18 protein-coding genes are annotated in these 16,417 nt (G+C 47.3%); 4 read left to right on the top strand and 14 right to left on the bottom strand.

The window, feature by feature from the left end:
- Positions 1–91: 91 nt before the first annotated feature.
- The 8 genes from QZZ54_RS04340 to QZZ54_RS04305 form a co-directional block, all read right to left on the bottom strand.
- Positions 92–1,429: an outer membrane beta-barrel protein gene (locus tag QZZ54_RS04340; RefSeq protein ID WP_290699352.1), complete on the bottom strand. Its 1,338-nt coding sequence runs from the start codon at positions 1,427–1,429 to the stop codon at positions 92–94.
- A 408-nt stretch (positions 1,430–1,837) separates the two neighbouring features.
- Positions 1,838–2,212, bottom strand: a complete 375-nt coding sequence (locus tag QZZ54_RS04335) for a VOC family protein (RefSeq protein ID WP_290699349.1) — start codon at positions 2,210–2,212, stop codon at positions 1,838–1,840.
- Between the two features lie 239 nt (positions 2,213–2,451).
- Entirely contained in the window at positions 2,452–3,216 is a 765-nt protein-coding gene (kdsB, locus tag QZZ54_RS04330; RefSeq protein WP_290699346.1) for a 3-deoxy-manno-octulosonate cytidylyltransferase, read from the bottom strand.
- An 8-nt stretch (positions 3,217–3,224) separates the two neighbouring features.
- Positions 3,225–3,410 (bottom strand): Trm112 family protein, encoded by a 186-nt coding sequence (locus QZZ54_RS04325; RefSeq protein ID WP_290699343.1) that lies wholly within the window; start codon positions 3,408–3,410, stop codon positions 3,225–3,227.
- Positions 3,411–3,443: 33 nt separating this feature from the next.
- A complete protein-coding gene (gene lpxK / locus QZZ54_RS04320) occupies positions 3,444–4,466 on the bottom strand; it encodes a tetraacyldisaccharide 4'-kinase (protein WP_290699340.1) in 1,023 nt (340 codons plus the stop codon).
- Between the two features lie 2 nt (positions 4,467–4,468).
- Positions 4,469–4,888: a biopolymer transporter ExbD gene (locus QZZ54_RS04315; protein WP_290699337.1), complete on the bottom strand. Its 420-nt coding sequence runs from the start codon at positions 4,886–4,888 to the stop codon at positions 4,469–4,471.
- Positions 4,889–4,900: 12 nt separating this feature from the next.
- Entirely contained in the window at positions 4,901–5,521 is a 621-nt protein-coding gene (locus QZZ54_RS04310; protein ID WP_290699334.1) for a MotA/TolQ/ExbB proton channel family protein, read from the bottom strand.
- A gap of 60 nt (positions 5,522–5,581) precedes the next feature.
- Positions 5,582–7,873, bottom strand: coding sequence for a DNA internalization-related competence protein ComEC/Rec2 (locus QZZ54_RS04305; RefSeq protein WP_290699330.1), 2,292 nt, complete (start codon positions 7,871–7,873; stop codon positions 5,582–5,584).
- Between the two features lie 77 nt (positions 7,874–7,950).
- Here QZZ54_RS04305 and QZZ54_RS04300 point away from each other — a divergent pair, with 77 nt between their 5' ends.
- A complete protein-coding gene (locus tag QZZ54_RS04300; protein WP_290699327.1) occupies positions 7,951–8,538 on the top strand; it encodes a DUF2062 domain-containing protein in 588 nt (195 codons plus the stop codon).
- 42 nt (positions 8,539–8,580) lie between these two features.
- Here the strand turns inward: QZZ54_RS04300 and lolD are convergent, their stop codons facing one another.
- Both lolD and QZZ54_RS04290 read right to left on the bottom strand, forming a co-directional pair.
- The gene (gene lolD, locus QZZ54_RS04295; RefSeq protein ID WP_290699324.1) at positions 8,581–9,267 is read right to left on the bottom strand and encodes a lipoprotein-releasing ABC transporter ATP-binding protein LolD; all 687 of its coding nucleotides are present in this window, start codon (positions 9,265–9,267) and stop codon (positions 8,581–8,583) included.
- Entirely contained in the window at positions 9,260–10,504 is a 1,245-nt protein-coding gene (locus tag QZZ54_RS04290) for a lipoprotein-releasing ABC transporter permease subunit (RefSeq protein WP_290699321.1), read from the bottom strand. The genes lolD and QZZ54_RS04290 overlap by 8 nt, the downstream gene beginning before the upstream one ends.
- Before the next feature lie 98 nt (positions 10,505–10,602).
- Between QZZ54_RS04290 and QZZ54_RS04285 the strand changes: the two genes are divergently transcribed.
- Genes QZZ54_RS04285 through QZZ54_RS04275 form a run of 3 tightly spaced genes read left to right on the top strand, consistent with a single transcriptional unit; the run spans position 10,603 to position 12,321 of the window.
- Positions 10,603–11,172, top strand: coding sequence for a PilZ domain-containing protein (locus tag QZZ54_RS04285; RefSeq protein WP_290699318.1), 570 nt, complete (start codon positions 10,603–10,605; stop codon positions 11,170–11,172).
- Positions 11,156–12,007, top strand: coding sequence for a DNA replication terminus site-binding protein (locus QZZ54_RS04280; RefSeq protein ID WP_290699315.1), 852 nt, complete (start codon positions 11,156–11,158; stop codon positions 12,005–12,007). Before QZZ54_RS04285 ends, QZZ54_RS04280 begins: the two co-directional genes overlap by 17 nt.
- A gap of 8 nt (positions 12,008–12,015) precedes the next feature.
- Entirely contained in the window at positions 12,016–12,321 is a 306-nt protein-coding gene (locus QZZ54_RS04275) for a hypothetical protein (protein WP_290699312.1), read from the top strand.
- 56 nt (positions 12,322–12,377) lie between these two features.
- On the opposite strand, the gene sthA is transcribed toward QZZ54_RS04275, so the two are convergent.
- From sthA to nqrF, 4 genes are all read right to left on the bottom strand, one after another.
- Positions 12,378–13,778 carry a Si-specific NAD(P)(+) transhydrogenase gene (gene sthA / locus QZZ54_RS04270; protein ID WP_290699310.1) on the bottom strand — a complete coding sequence of 467 codons (1,401 nt, stop codon included), beginning with the start codon at positions 13,776–13,778 and terminating at the stop codon, positions 12,378–12,380.
- A gap of 125 nt (positions 13,779–13,903) precedes the next feature.
- Positions 13,904–14,134 carry a (Na+)-NQR maturation NqrM gene (gene nqrM, locus QZZ54_RS04265; RefSeq protein WP_290699307.1) on the bottom strand — a complete coding sequence of 77 codons (231 nt, stop codon included), beginning with the start codon at positions 14,132–14,134 and terminating at the stop codon, positions 13,904–13,906.
- Between the two features lie 10 nt (positions 14,135–14,144).
- The gene (locus tag QZZ54_RS04260) at positions 14,145–15,182 is read right to left on the bottom strand and encodes an FAD:protein FMN transferase (RefSeq protein ID WP_290699304.1); all 1,038 of its coding nucleotides are present in this window, start codon (positions 15,180–15,182) and stop codon (positions 14,145–14,147) included.
- A 7-nt stretch (positions 15,183–15,189) separates the two neighbouring features.
- Entirely contained in the window at positions 15,190–16,416 is a 1,227-nt protein-coding gene (gene nqrF, locus QZZ54_RS04255) for an NADH:ubiquinone reductase (Na(+)-transporting) subunit F (RefSeq protein ID WP_290699301.1), read from the bottom strand.
- Between the last annotated feature and the right edge of the window lies 1 nt (position 16,417).

Below are 16,417 nucleotides of genomic sequence, written 5' to 3'. Positions count from 1 at the left end.
TCAGAACGGATCAAATAAAAAAACCCGCCAATTGGCGGGTTTTCTGTATCAGTAAGCAGGAAACCGGAAGGGGGTCGGCTTCGCTATAAACTTAAAAATACAGAGTCAGATCCAGAGACGCTGTTAGCTGGGTGTCTTCGGTTCCATTAGCAAAGGCAGCCGGTCCATCACTATCTTGCATGTCATAACGCAATTCAGGTCGGATACGCACCGCTGGATGTGGGAACCAGGAAACCCCGGTCGTCAAAGCATAGAAGCTACCGGTACTCCACTCTGAGGGAGCCTTGCCGGCAGCCGCACCGGTCATAACCACATGCGCAGCATCTTCCGCGTTAAACCATTCCAACCGGCTATTCCAACTGGCTCCAGGCGATAGTTGGTGATACCAGTTCACATTTGCACCATACCACTCAGCATCAGTTACGCCATTAAGGACAGTGTTCAGTGCGGCTTTCTCTTGCTTACCGTAAGTCATCTCAACAGCAATTCGGTTATTCTGATCGAGCACCTGGGATACTGTCAGATAAGTTGCATATCGAGTCGCGTCCTCTTTTTCTGTCGCCGTTGTTGGGAAAGGCGAACCACAGCCGCAGGCAGCATAGCTATCTGCTGCTCCGTTACCGTAGATATTCTCCCAGTCTACCCAGGTGGCCATATCAGGAGAGCGCCAACGCAGGTTAGCAATCACATCCAGATCGCCATTATCATCCTGCAAGTTGTTCCAGCCCTGCACGACACCCAGTTCAAAACCAAGGATATTTTCCCCCGGTGCTGACGGCAGCTTAGCAGACCACAACGCACCGAAGTGTTTAGCCGGACCATGCATAAAAGAGTAAGGATGAGTATAAAACTCTGTAGGCGCAGGTGCCGGTAATGCGAAACCAATCTCATTTTCAAGGGGTGTATGGAACAACCCCAACATTAGATTAGAGCCACCCAATACCGGCATATAAAATTCAAGGTATGCCTGAGCGATATTGAATGCTTCTTCATTACCATCAGCCGGATCATTGATCTCAAAATCTTCATCTAGGCCATAGGTTTTAAAGAACTGAGCATCGTTACCGTAAAGAGTAGTGATGTTAAAGCCCCAATCCATCTCTTCGGGCATTGGTGCCGGCGTGGGCGTTGCCCGGGACACAATATTACTTTTCACTGGTTTCTCTATGACCAGAGCAAACTGATTCAGGTTGAATCCTTCATCACTGTTAAAGAATGCCTGTTTAGATACATCATCAGTATCATTGTTGTTTGCTATCAGGCCTGCCTGCATCCAACCGTGCACCTGAATACCATGTTTCTCAAGCGAGTCACCGATCAATGAACGCGCCAAAAAACCATGGGGGTTAGAGTCCTCAGCTAAAGCCTGATATGACCCACTCATCATGCCTAACCCGACACAAGCGGCTAGTAACTTTTTCTTCATCATGACTGCAACCTTTCTTAGATTTGTTATAATGTTCGTATGACGCACTTAAGTGCGTTATACGGACTATATTATTTAGTGATGATTCTGTCAAACAGAAAATGGGGTCACAATGAAGCTTCAACGAAGGGGATCGATACGATAACTTGTAAAGTATTTGTTTGTAATGGAGCTAAGAAAGCTTACTTAACAGATACGCAGGCACGTGCAATAACCAGGATTTAAACGATGATTTAGCAATGATAGTTCGTTGCTAGTCGTAAGTTTAGAAGCAAGTTACGTAGAGAAGTGAAAGCCCTGCCCTAACTGATAATAGCGATGAAAAGGATCAAGCTAGAACGCAAAGATTACGCAGTAATTTGCAGTAGAATTTGAGGCTTGTAACAGTCATTGTCTGACTATAGGTTCTTCTTAATCAGCTTCGTGCATGACATGTAGCTTATTGCCATCTAAATCAAGACAGTAGGCCCCATAGTAATGTGGACGATACCGGTAACCGGGGGCACCATCATCAGACCCTCCGAGTTCCAGCGCTGTCCGGTGAAACTTTTCGACGACGTCGGTACTCGATGCTTTAAAAGTCACCTGAGTACCGTTTCCGCGAGTTGCCGGTTGTTGATTAAAGGGTTCCAATATCCAGAAACAACTCTGACCACCAACGGGGCCATAGCCTACTTCATTATCGACCTTCATAGTCCGCACCATACCTAGCTCGCCCAGAAGACGATCATAAAATTCTACGGCGCGTGAAAGATCATTGGTACCAAAACTAACACCTACAAGCATTTTGTTTTCATCCGAGAATAATTGAAATAATGTCCGGCCTTGTGCCAGAGTCTAAGAAAACAACTCAGTTATAGAATGGGCTATTGTTAATAGTAGATCGAGCTATATAGTTTTCAGAAAGCATTAATGACGCTTTAAATAAAAATCATTAAACATTTTAAAATCAGATAGTTAAAAACAACTTTACATGTCAGCTCGACATACAAAAGCAATCCGTTTTATCGTATCTGATTTCGTTTTTAAGCATCAAAAAGGTGACGAATACGCTCCAGATCCTCTGGGGTGTCAACACCGGCTGGTGGTAGCTCATCAGCTTCATCAACATGAATCACCGCACCGTTCCACATTGCCCGTAACTGCTCAAGACACTCAGTTTCTTCAAGCGGTGCAGGCGCCCACTTTACAAAATCATTAAGGAGCTTAACCCGATAGGCATAGATCCCTATGTGACGTTGAAAGTTAACCCCTTCCGGTAGTGTTTCTTGCCCTGTCGGAGTAGCAAAAGCATCTCTCGGCCAGGGAATAGGCGCACGGCTGAAATAAAGCGCCCGGCCCGTCTGATCAGACACAACCTTGACGACATTAGGATTCAGCAGTGACTCGATATCAGTGATTGGCTCACTCAGCGTAGCGATACTAGCCTCAGGCACCGCACTCAGGTTATGGGCCACCTGATTAATAACCCGTGGTGGAATCAGAGGTTCATCACCCTGAACGTTCACCACGATGTCATCCGCATAGAAACCCAGCGAGTGAACCACTTCCTGTAACCTATCAGTACCGGATGGATGGTCTGCAGATGTCAGACAAACTTCAGCGCCAAAGGCTTTAGCCGCGTCAGCAATACGCATATCATCAGTGGCGATAATAACGCGTTGTGCTTCACTCTGAATGGCACGCTCATAGACATGCTGAACCATCGGTTTACCGGCAATATCTGCCAGCGGCTTTCCAGGAAAACGGGATGAACCAAATCGGGCTGGAATAACGACAGAAAAAGCCATAGTGATGCCTACTTACTCAGTCGTTCGTCAGAGGTCAGGGTTCGTGCTTCAGTTTCCAACATAACGGGAATATCATCACGAATCGGATAAGCCAGACCTGAGCTGCGACAAATTAGCTCATTAGTCTCTTTGTTCCACTCGACCGGCGCTTTAGATACCGGGCAAACCAGGATATCCAGTAATTTCTTATCCATCTCTAATGCCTCTATTGGAGTGCTAAATGTAAATTATTCGGTTTCATTCATTGCTGAAGGCAGCCCATCAAGAAGACTGCCCAGCTGTGTAATAAAGTCGTTGTCCAGATCTGCGTTAACCTGCAAATACCAAGCATCAGTTAAGGCTATATGATCGCATTTTACCGCATCTTTTTCAGTCATAATCAGCGGACGTTCCTGGTGAAAACTAAAATCTCTCTCGGTATAAGTATGATGATCAGGAAAACTATAGAGCTTAGAGGTAAATCCTAGCGCACTCAGCGTTTCTGTAAAGCGCTTCGGGTTGCCAATAGCAGCTACAGCATTGACCTGACGGGAGAGAGACCACTGATCGACAGCAACCCGCTGATCATCAGTCAAACGAACCAAATCTCCGGGCTGTAACATCATAGGAAAGGCTTTATGCAGAAGACTATTCTTCAGAAGGTTGCCAGGAGAGCCGCCATTGACGACGATCAGATCAACTTCTTCTAAGCGTTCAACCGGCTCTCTTAAAGGCCCTTCTGGCAGACAACGGCCATTACCAAAGCCTCTGGCGCCATCGATCACTGCAATCTCTATGGAGCGATTTAACGCATAATGCTGCATTCCGTCATCGCTGATAATCAGATCACAGCTAGTCTGCTCTAACAGCAATTTCGCTGCAGCAACACGGTCAGCAGAGATAACCAGTGGAACACCGGTACGTCTGACAATCATTAAGGGCTCATCACCAGCTTCAGCAGAAGAAGACGCGGCGGTAACAAAATAAGGAGTAGTTGGTGGTGTGGCCCGATACCCGCGACTAATAACACCAGGCTTATAACCCTGTTGTCGCAGCTGTTCGACTAACCAGATGACCAGAGGAGATTTACCGGTCCCACCCACGGAGATATTACCCACGACAACAACTGGAACCGGCGCGGTCCAACTTGGACGCTTACCCTGCTGATATTCTTGACGGCGGCGGCGGGCAAGAATACAAAACAGCGATTCCAGTGGCCGCAATAACTTTAGCCAGCGACTGCCACGATACCAGGCTTGCTCCAGCCCCACGGTTACTGCTCAGCCGCTTGTTGAGTCGTAATACTCAGACCGGCAAAACCCAGTTTGCCCGCCACATCCATCACCGTCACAACTGACTGATGGGGAGTATTAGCGTCTGCCGAGATAACAAAAGGTAGTTTACGATTATCGCCGGCCTGATCCATGATGGCCCTGCGCAAAGTATCGGGCTGACTGTTCAGAAGCGCTTGACCATTGACACTGAAAGCACCTTCTATACTCACGGTCACTTCAATTGAATCAGTCTGAGACTCAACCACTTCACCTTCCGCTTCTGGCAGGTTGATCTCAATATGAGTTTCTTTGGTAAAGGTAGTCGATACCATAAAAAAGATCAGCAGCAGGAAGACCACATCGATGAGTGATGTCAGGTTTACAGAAACTTCTTCAGGCTTTTTACGTCGGAATTTCAATCGATTCACCGGTTATTCAAAATCAACTTCACGTTCACCGTGTACCACTTCGACCAGCTTCTGAGATTCCTGTTCCATCTCAATAAGCAGGGTTTCGACCCGACGCTGCAGATAACGGTGAAAAACCAGTGTTGGGATCGCAACGGTCAAACCCGCCGCGGTGGTAATAAGCGCTTCAGATATGCCCCCGGCAAGCACATTCGCATTACCGGTGCCTTGCAGCATGATTTCAGCAAAGACTTTAATCATGCCGATAACTGTACCCAACAGCCCCAACAACGGAGAGATGGCAGCAATAGTACCCAGAGAGTTAAGAAACCGCTCCATCTGGTGCATTACATGCTGCGCCGCTTCCTGAATGCTTTCCTTCATGATCTCACGACCATGCTTGGAGTTATTCAAGCCCGCGACCATGATCTGGCCCAGAAAGCTCTCATTACGTATCAGATGCATACGTTCAGGCGTCATTTCGCCACTGCGCACCAATACCCAGACTTCAGATAGCAAATTAGTGGGGGCTACGCGCTTCTTTTGTAAAACCCAGAAGCGCTCCAGACAGATAGCCAGAGAAAACACAGAACAGGCGATAATTGGCACCATTAGCCAACCACCGGATTGAATCAATTCGAACACCAGAAATCCTCCTAGAAACCGGCCCATACTCTAGCATAGAGTCAAGTACCATAATAGTGATTAACCTGCTGTCCAATAACGCTTTTTCTGATCCCGATAACGCTTCGTAAAACAACCATCTGATCCGCTTGATAAAATCAATGCACCTCCCTTAACAGTACTCGCCATTGGAATCTTTAAGTCTCCTACACGCCGGACAACATCCCCCGCAGGATGCCCATAAGAGTTATTAAAACCCGCGCTGAATATTACATTTTCAGGTTTTAGGCTCGTTAACCACATGTCAGAACTAGAAAATCGACTGCCGTGATGAGCTGCGATCAGCCAGTTAACCTTTAGGTTGGGATATTCCCTGATAATCTGCTCTTCAACACTACTCTCAATGTCACCAGGAATAATCAAGCTACAACCCGCTGACTGCACCAGTAACACACAGGAACGGTTATTTTCAGTCAGCGGCAAGGGGCTAGGTGGCTGAATATATTTGAACCGGACAGCACCCCACTCCCAGGCAACACCTGAACGGCAGGGTTTAGCATTAAAGCGATTACGCAGGTCCGGGCTGCCAGTATGAAACTCGGCGATTTCGACTTCGGCATTCAGATCCCGATAACCGCCAGAATGATCGTTATCTTTATGACTAACAACCAGCCGATCCAGTCGATCGATTCCGCGATTTTCAAGTAGTGGAATCACTGTATAGCGAGCAATACTGCCAACAGGGTAAGCAGCACCGGTATCATATAGCAGTGTTTTTTGTTCGGTTTCAATTAACACCGACAGACCCTGTCCAACATCCAGAACCGTCGCCCTAAACTCGCCCGATTGAACCCGATCTCTGGCGGGAAAAAACATAGCAATTATCATAAAGAAAGCGAAACCCCGGCCCCCTATCCAACCGGGCAAAATAAACAAAGCCGCTGCCAGCACCGCTAAAATCGATGCCGCCAATGAGGGATGACCTACCAACAGTCCCTGCCCTTCGGGTAACACACAGCGCTGCAATAAAGTCCAAAACCCATCACCCAGAAAATTCAGCAATGCGGCCCCACTGGGCGGATCTATCAGACAAAGCATCAAGCCAATCAACACACCGGGCAGCATAATAAACGTAAGGGCTGGTATCGCAATAAGGTTTACCAGAGGAGCAATCAGTGCGACCTGCCCCATCCAAAGCAGCAACAAAGGGAACAAACCAAGAAACACCGCGAACTGAGTTTTGATCAACGGCTTGATTCGCTTTTTACCATCCCCGTTAGCCACTATTAATAAAAGTGCACCAACCGCACTAAAAGACAACCAGAAGCCTGGCTGATATAAGCTCAAAGGCTGTATCAATAACACCAGAACCAGCGCCAGCAGATAGCGCTGCCAGACACTCATACTTCGATTAATAAGCACGGGTAATAGCATCGCCAGCGCCATAATTAATGCTCTCTGAGTAGGCACACTAAAGCCTGCCAGCAGCGCATAGGTTGAAGCAAAAGCTAAGGCGGGAAGGATTCTGTACCCTCTTATATCTACTGCACCCCGAAAAAACCGTCCAGCTAGCCGCTGGCCCACGGCACCCAACAGATACCCCAATAAACAGGCAATACCTATGTGTAAACCACTAATAACGGCAAGATGAACAGTGCCGGTGTGGCGCAACACGCTCCACTGCTCATCATCCAACCCCTGTTTATCACCCAACACCAAGGCCCGGATTGTTGCCTGCGTTTGAGAATTTACAGGCAAGTCATTCAACCAACGGCGGATCTGATAACGAATATATTCGGCTTTAAATCTATAACTATTTTCGGCCCCATTTAACAGTTGGGCATCAAGCAGATAACCCTTGGCGTCTATCTGCTCAGCAAACAGGTAAGTTTCATAATCCCGCCCACCGGGGTTCATAAACCCCCGAGGAGGTTTCAAACGCACTTTTAAACGCCAGCGCTGACCAGGCACAACCTCCTGATCAGGACGATACCAGCTCAACAGTAGATGTTTGAAATCTGTTCCAGAGGCTTCTGCAGTACTGCTTAGATAAGGCCGATCAATGTTGAATCGAAAACGCACCAAACCGGGACGGGATTCAGGAAGCTGACTAACAACCCCTTCAACCGTTAACACCTGAGTCGGCATATCCAGTGGCATACGATGGCTTAGGTTAATATGCCCCCAAACTGATGCGCAAAGCACTCCCAGAAGTAACCCAGCTATCTGTTTTCTAACAAATTCACTGCACCATGGCCGGTAAAGCGAGGCAAGAAAAAATGCCAATAAAAGCGAAAGGAGGGCTAGAATCCAAAACGAAAGAAGCTGTGGCAGCAGCGCTACCAACATTACACCAAAAGCTATACCTATCATCCTTGATTACCGGTTGGCTTAACGATCTATTGTGGGCATAATTGAGGCCCCATACATCTACTATAAATGCGTCCCTGATGCCGCGCAAACTTATCAAAAAATATATGCCGGATGAGCAGAAGCTCAAATCCAACCGTTATCTCAGCTGGCTCGGGAGCTACATACATGACCCAAATTTATGGCATCTGACCCGTAAGTCCGTCAGTAAAGCATTTTTTGTTGGTCTCTTTTGCGCCTTTATACCACTGCCATCGCAGATGGTGATTGCCGCTGTTGTTGCACTTTTCATTCGCAGCAACCTGCCAATATCCGTCAGCCTTGTTTGGATAACCAACCCGCTTACTATCCCTCCCATGTTCTATTTTTCCTATTGGATCGGCACGCTGATTGTTGGCGCTGATGTTCAACAGGTAGAATTTGTGATGAGTATAGAGTGGCTCACAGAAGAGCTATCCCACATTTGGTTACCACTGCTAGTAGGGTCTTTAGTCTGCGGTATAGTCAGCGGGGCTCTGGGTTATTTTCTGATGCAGGGCTTCTGGGTATGGCAGGTAAACAAAAGCTGGCGCAAGCGTAAATTCCGCAAAATCAAAAAGAAGAGCACTGATAAAGCTGCGCTTCAGGATAATAACCTCGATGAAGCAGAAAGCAAAAAGCCGGAATAATTTCCGGCTTTTTATTGTTCCTATGTACGAACTCAGCAGAGCTTATACTTTTATCTCTTGCAGTAAACCATCCTTGAGCTCCATCACCCTTCCCTGCTTTTGTGCCAACTGCAAGTCATGGGTTACTACCACAAAAGAGATACCAAACTCAGCGTTCAGATTATCCATCAGTGCCTGAACGTCTTCTGCGGTATGCCGATCAAGATTACCCGTGGGCTCATCCATCAGTACGCACGCCGGATTGGTCACCAACGCACGTGCGATAGCAACCCGTTGACGTTCTCCGCCACTGAGCATTGACGGCTTATGCTCCAAGCGATGTCCCAACCCTACGGAACTGAGTAGCTCAGCTGACTTTTCTCGTACGGTTTTAATCGGCTCGCCTCTGATCAGCAGTGGCATAGCGACATTCTCCAGCGCACTAAACTCCGCTAAGAGATGATGGAACTGATAGACGAATCCCAGTGACCGATTTCGAAGTTGAGCACGGGCTTTTTCACTGATATCAAAAAACGAACAGTTGTCGATACGTACATCACCTGAGCTAGGAAGATCCAGCCCACCGAGCATATTCAACAGAGTACTCTTGCCAGAACCGGAGCTACCAACAATTGCCAGGGTCTCTCCTCGCTTTACCTCAAGTTCAACACCGCGTAACACTTCAACGGTGATATCACCCTCTCCGTAATGTTTTTTAAGCTCAATACATTGCAGAACTAAATCACTCATAGCGCAATGCCTCCGCAGGTTGAGTACGAGAAGCACGCCAGGCAGGATAAAGCGTTGCCAGGAAACTAATACTCAGCGCTACACTGATAATAGTAACAACATCACCCAGCCTTAGCTGAGAAGGCAGATAGCTGATGAAATAGACCTCAGCACTGAGGAACTGAATACCAAAAACCTGTTCAACCCAAGCGATTAGATCGGTAATAGTTAAGGCTAGGGCGATACCCAGCGCAGAACCTAACAGGGTTCCCATAACGCCAATGACCGTGCCCTGCACCATAAAAATGCGCATAATTCGGCCCGGCGTGGCACCCAGGGTTCTCAATATAGCGATATCACCTTTCTTATCGGTAACCACCATCACCAAGGTTGAGACAATATTAAACGCGGCCACAAAAACGATGAGAAACAGCAGTAACCCGATCATCTTCTTTTCCAACTGAATGGCCTGAAACAGATTACCGTGGGTTCGAGTCCAGTCACTGGCCCGATAAAACTCGCCCAGATCGGTAATAATCTGACGAATTCTATAGGGCGCTTCAAACAGATTATCAAACTGCAAACGAATACCATCAACTCCGCTGCTCATCCGCTTAATACGGGCGGCATCATCTATATGGATATAGGCGAGGTTTGCATCTAGCTCCGCCCCGACCTCAAACAGTCCAACAACGGTAAAACGTTTCAACCGTGGAATAACACCCGCCACACTGATAGAAGCTTCGGGTAACACCAGCGTGATCTTATCGCCAACGGCCGCTCCCATAGAACGAGCCAACAGCGAACCCAGCACAATTCCATAGCTTTTAGACGTCAGCTGATCCAGGCTGCCGGCTTTCATATGGTTGCCCAGAATCGAGATTTTTTGTTCCAGTTCCGGTTCAATACCATTGATCAGGACGCCACGTACAACACCCCGATTGGTGAGCATTCCCTGAGCCTGTATATAGGGCGCTGTGCCTACTACTCCGGGTTGCAGGTTTACCGCTTCAGCCACTGTTTGCCAGTTTTCCAGTGGTTTACCGTAATCCGATATAGTGCCATGGGGCACCATTCCAAGAATACGATCTTTAAGTTCGCGATCGAAACCGTTCATCACCGAAAGCACGACAATCAGCGCAGCCACACCCAGCATCAGCCCCAGCATTGAGACTAACGAGATGAACGAGATAAAATTATTGCTCCGCTTGGCAGCGGTATAACGCAGCCCAACGTACAAGGAGAATGGTCTAAACATGGGGCAGGATTAAATCACAGACGAGTAAATTTCTCTAACAAAATCAGAATAATATTCGTTATACTCGAGTAATGTGAGATTACTTTGAGGGCTTAACTTTGAATCAGGAACGACGCCAGTATTTCCGCATACATGGCAAAGTAGCGGTAGATTATAAAATCATCACGGAAGATGAGATGGAACACAGCCGAATACCGACTCAGTTCGAGGTTTCGCCTTTCTTTCTTCTACTCACTCAGCTCCAGAATTTGGGGAGCGATAATGACTATCACCTACGGAAAATCGCTCAGAAAGACCCCTCGATCGCTGCATACCTTGAAAGTATGAACGATAAAATTGATGCGATAGCCCAGGCCGTTGCTAAAAGCGATGTTGAATTTGAAAATTTATCAGCTCAGGAGATCAGCCTGAGTGAAGGCGGTTTAAGCTTCGACTGCAATGAAGCGATCCCTCTTAATACCTACCTTGCGCTGAAGGTTGTCTTTGAGGAAACCTTCTCGGGTCTCCTGCTGTATGGACAAGTTCTTTACTCAGGAGAAGAGGATGGAGTATATAAAATCGGCGTTGAATTCACCGACCTGCCAGAAAGCAGCCGAATGATCGTCGCCCGTTATATACTCTCTACTCAGGCCCGTGAAAGACAGTTGATAAATGAAGAGCAATACTAACAGTATTGACCTGGTAGACAGCCTGGTTCAATTGAATCAGGTACTGCTAAAATTTACCGATAGCTTACGCGCAAGCCAGATGCCCTTTTGGTTACCTGGCAAAACCGCTACAAATCTCGAGCAGGCCGCCTCACTTTATGCTGATATCTGGTATCAGGATGATCAGGATGGCAGAACAACTCGTAGCCAGCACGGCCTGATAGGCGCAAACGCAGAACTTGTCAGTTGTGCGATTGAACTGAATACAGCCAAAGCCCTGTTTCAAAAGCTTGCCATCGAATACCGTCTTAGCCAATCTTCTGAACTACAGCAAAGCCTGCACCATAGAACAGAAAAACTGGCAGAGCTCCTGCACCGACAAGGCGCATCGCGACTCCACTTGAAGCAATGTTATCGCCAGATTCCAGTCATTGAAACTCGGCCAATAAAGATTGGCTTCAGTTGGTATACCAGTGGCCGCAGCATACGCAAGCTAACCCCCCAACAAGCTGAAGAAAGACTACTGAAGATGGATACCAGCCAGTCGCATATCCAACTACAGCTTCAGGCGGTCGGAAACCTGCGTCCAGGCGATATGCTGGCTCAGATTCAAACCCAGGTCCCGGTCATACGCGCTAATATGCTTTGGAAGCAGGAAGAACAGATGCTCCGTAAAGCCCGCAACACATCTTTACCTATTATTGTGGCTCTGGACGATGAAAACCCTAGCCTACCTGAGTATAATGAGCCTCCTCTTATACCTCCGGAGGCAAGGAGCAGGCTGGAACGCAGTGATCTTAAAATAGATCCTCAACCTTTTCTGCCAAGCTTGAGAGCTCACCGTTATCTGGGATAATCCACTGCATGTCTGAAAGTTCACACAATAAACTACTACACCATATCGCCACAGCGTTTGGCTTACTCTTTCTGGCGGGATACTACCTGGTGATGGACAAGAGTGGCTTCTACGATTGGGTTACCGCTCAGCTACCAGCGGAGTATTCAGGATCAGGACTGATGCTGGGTATTATGATCGCCATGACGCCAGGCTTCTTCATCTGGAAACATTACAATCGTTGGGTCGAGAAAAAGCTTGGTGTGACCGGCACCTATTACGAAGATGGGTTTTACAAAGACCCTGAGAAGCCAAAAGACAAGAAACCTGACTAAGCAGTTTCAAGTGTAAAAAAACCGCCCATAGGCGGTTTTTTTGTCTGCTTTACAGGTTATAGATTAGCGATTCGGTTCAGACCCGCAATGGCTGCTACCCGATAAGCTTCGGCCATCGTTGGGTAGTTGAAGGTCGTATTAACGAAATAGTTAATCGTATTAGCTTCACCTTCCTGATTCATGATTGCCTGACCGATGTGAACGATCTCAGAAGCCTGATCACCAAAGCAATGAATACCCAGTATGGCCAGTGTTTCCCGATTGAAAAGAATCTTCAACATACCGATAGGCTGACCAGAGATCTGTGCCCGTGCAGTATCTTTAAAGAACGCCTGACCTACTTCGTAAGGCACACACTCTTCGGTCAACTGCTCTTCAGTCTTACCGATTGAACTGATCTCAGGAATCGTATAGATACCAGTTGGGACATCATTGATATAGCGGAAGTCGTCTGCATTTAGCATGTCAGAAGAGGCTGCACGCCCTTGGTCCAATGCCGCTGATGCCAGAGCAGGCCAGCCAATAACATCACCACAGGCATACATACCATCAATCTTGGTACGATAGTGATCATCAACTTCTATCTGGCCACGACCATTGGCTTCAAGGCCAACATTCTCGAGTTTAAGCATATCGGTATTACCGGTACGCCCATTACACCACAAGAAAGCATCCGCACGGATCATTTTGCCGGACTTCAGGGTTAGCGTAACGCCCCGCTCATCGGCCACAACTTTTTCGTAAAACTCGTTGTGACGAATCTTAACCGCGTTATTTCTAAAGTGATAACTCAGGGAATCAGAGATTTCTGCATCTAGGAAGGAGAGCAGGCGCCCCATAGAATCGATCAGGTCAACTTTAACACCCAGACCACTAAAGATAGACGCGTACTCGGAACCGATAACACCGGCACCATAAATAATCAGCGTGCGCGGTGTATGACTCAGCTTAAGAATCGTATCACTGTTGTAAATACGGGGATGAGAAAAATCTATATCTTCAGGCGTGTAAGGACGAGAGCCCGTTGCGATAATGACATTCTTGGCGCGCAGTGTTTCATCGCCGTTAATGGTCCCTTTAACCAGCACCGTATTCTTGTCTACGAACTCAGCCAGACCAAAAAACAGATCGATACGGTTACGGGCGTAGAAGTTTGTCCGCATCATAACCTGATTGGAAATAACCTTTTCCGCACGCTTTAAAACTTTAGGAAAAGAGAACCAGCGTGGCTCACCGATGTCCCGGAACATAGGGTTAGTGTTGAACTCGATGATCTGTTTTACCGAGTGACGCAGAGCCTTAGATGGAATAGTCCCTTTGTGAGTACAGTTACCACCTACAGAGTCCTGCGACTCAATCACGGCAACGCGACGCCCTTTCTTCGCCGCGTTCATTGCCGCACCTTCACCGGCAGGACCGGACCCTAGTACAATGACATCATAGTCATATACAGCCATCTCTTTCCCCTATTAACTGTGAATTTTTATCAACTTAAATACTATTAGAAGCCCAGCATAATTATTCATCTAAATGAGCATAACCCTAACCGATACCGACTAAAATTAACCTTTAGGTCAGACTATCAGGACTTAACTTCGTAGCTCAGGTCCGCTGCTTTATCAGTCTTCTGGTTCTCTTGCTCTTCATCACATTTAGCCGGATTACCACCACAGATAGAGCACTCGCCCTCAATACCCACATTAGCAAGACCACCACAAGAACCTGCGATAGGTTTACGCCCCATAATCACGCCGACAGACATACCTAAAATAACCAGGCCCAATACGAAAAACGACAGAATCATAGTACTCATTGTTTATTCCTCACTCCACCAGGTAGTTGTTAAAACCCGGCGTCATCTTTTCAGTAAAGCCTGTGTCAGACTTTACAATCATTAATGCTTCTACACCCTGCTGTTCAGCATAGGCTTCAGCCTTATCAGGCCCTAGCACCATCATCGCCGTGGCCAGCGCGTCAGCGGTAGCGCAATCATCGGCAAGAACCGTAACGGATGCCAACTTATGTTTGATTGGCTGCCCCGTCGATGGGTCAATCGTATGAGAAAAACGAATACCGTCTTCCTCAAAATAATTTCGATAATCACCGGAAGTGGCAATACCTATATCTTTAACAGCGATTATACGCTGAATTTTACGATCACCCACAACTGGTGCTTCAATAGCCACTTTCCAGTGATTGCCATCGGGCTTATTACCACGTGCTCGCAACTCACCGCCTATCTCAGCCAGATAAACACTGATGCCCGCAGCTTCAAGTAGCTTGGCTACCTGATCTACAGCATAACCTTTCGCAATTGCAGATAGATCGATATAGAGATCACGCTGGCGGATCAATTGATTACCGTCTAACTGAAGGTACCGATAACCTACCCGCTCCTTCAGTTGTTGTATTTCTTTCTCTTCGGGTGCCCGAATTACTCGCCCATCCGGACCAAAGCCCCACAGATTAACCAGAGGACCAACAGTGACATCAAATGCACCTGCTGATGAATGGCTAATCTCTAAAGCCTGATGTAATACTTCATTCAATCCTTCAGACAGGATTACAGCTTCTCCCACCGGCATCTGATTGATGCGGCTGAGCTCTGAATCTTTCTGATAGGTAGACATGCTGTTATTTATTTCAACCAGTAACCGGTTGATCTCAGCGGGTAACGCTTTGTCAGTTTCGCTATCGACTGATACCCACTTCACAGAGAAGCTAGTACCCATCGTCGGCCCTTGATGGCTGACAATTTGAGGTTGTTTACTACAGCCAGTCAAAGCCGCAAGAAACAGAAACGAAGCGGCCAGCAGCAAAGCTGCCGGCCGTTTTAGAGTATGTCTGGTTATTACAGACATAAGATGATCAGCCACCAAAGTCGTCGAGGAAGATATTTTCCCGTTCAACTCCCAGATCAACCAGCATCTGGATAACAGCGGAGTTCATCATTGGTGGTCCACACATGTAGTATTCACAATCTTCAGGCGCTTCATGCTCCTTCAGATAGTTATCAAACAATACATTGTGAATGAAACCAGTCATGCCATCCCAGTTGTCTTCCGCTTGCGGATCAGACAGAGCAAGATGCCACTTGAAGTTATCATTCTCAGCGGCCAACATGTCGTACTCTTCATTATAGAAGCACTCACGTAGTGAACGTGCACCATACCAGAAAGAGATCTTACGCTTAGAGTTCAGACGCTTCAGCTGATCGAAGATATGGGAACGCATAGGCGCCATACCAGCACCACCACCGATGAAGACCATCTCGTTTTCGGTATCTTTAGCGAAGAACTCACCAAATGGTCCGTAAACGGTAATCTTATCACCCGGCTTCAGGCTGAATACGTAAGAAGACATGATACCAGGGGCAACATCAGTACCCGGTGGCGGAGAAGCGATACGGATGTTGAACTTAACCACACCACGTTCTTCCGGATAGTTTGCCATAGAGTATGCACGAATAGTGTTTTCAGTCACTTTCGATACATAACGCCACTGGTCAAACTTATCCCAGTCTCCGCGATACTCTTCCTCAATATCGAAGTCTTTGTAGTGCACTTCGTGTGGCGGACATTCAAGCTGAACGTAACCACCGGCGCGGAAGTCAACGTTTTCACCTTCAGGCAGACGCAAAGTCAATTCCTTGATAAAGGTGGCAACGTTAGGGTTGGATTCAACAGTACATTCCCACTTCTGAACGCCGAAGATTTCTTCTTCGAGTTCCAGCTCCATATCCTGTTTAACAGCAACCTGACAAGAAAGACGCCATCCCTCTTTAGCTTCACGCATAGTGAAGTGAGATTCTTCAGTTGGTAGCATTGAACCACCGCCATCAAGAACCTGACACTTACACTGAGCACAGGTACCACCGCCACCACAGGCAGACGGGATAAAGATCCCCTTCTCAGCCAGGGTCTGCAGCAGTTTACCGCCAGCAGGTACTGTAATAGTTTTTTTGTCATCTTCGTTGATGCGAATAGTCACATCACCGGAGCTAACTAGTTTTGAACGGGCTGCCAGAATTACCGCGACTAGTGCAAGCACTACCGCGGTAAACATGACAACGCCGAGGACGATTTCTGCATTCATT

Origin of the sequence: Amphritea sp. (assembly GCF_016744155.1) — a bacterium.
GTDB lineage: Bacteria > Pseudomonadota > Gammaproteobacteria > Pseudomonadales > Balneatricaceae > Amphritea.
This window is presented reverse-complemented; position numbering and strand designations above follow the sequence as displayed.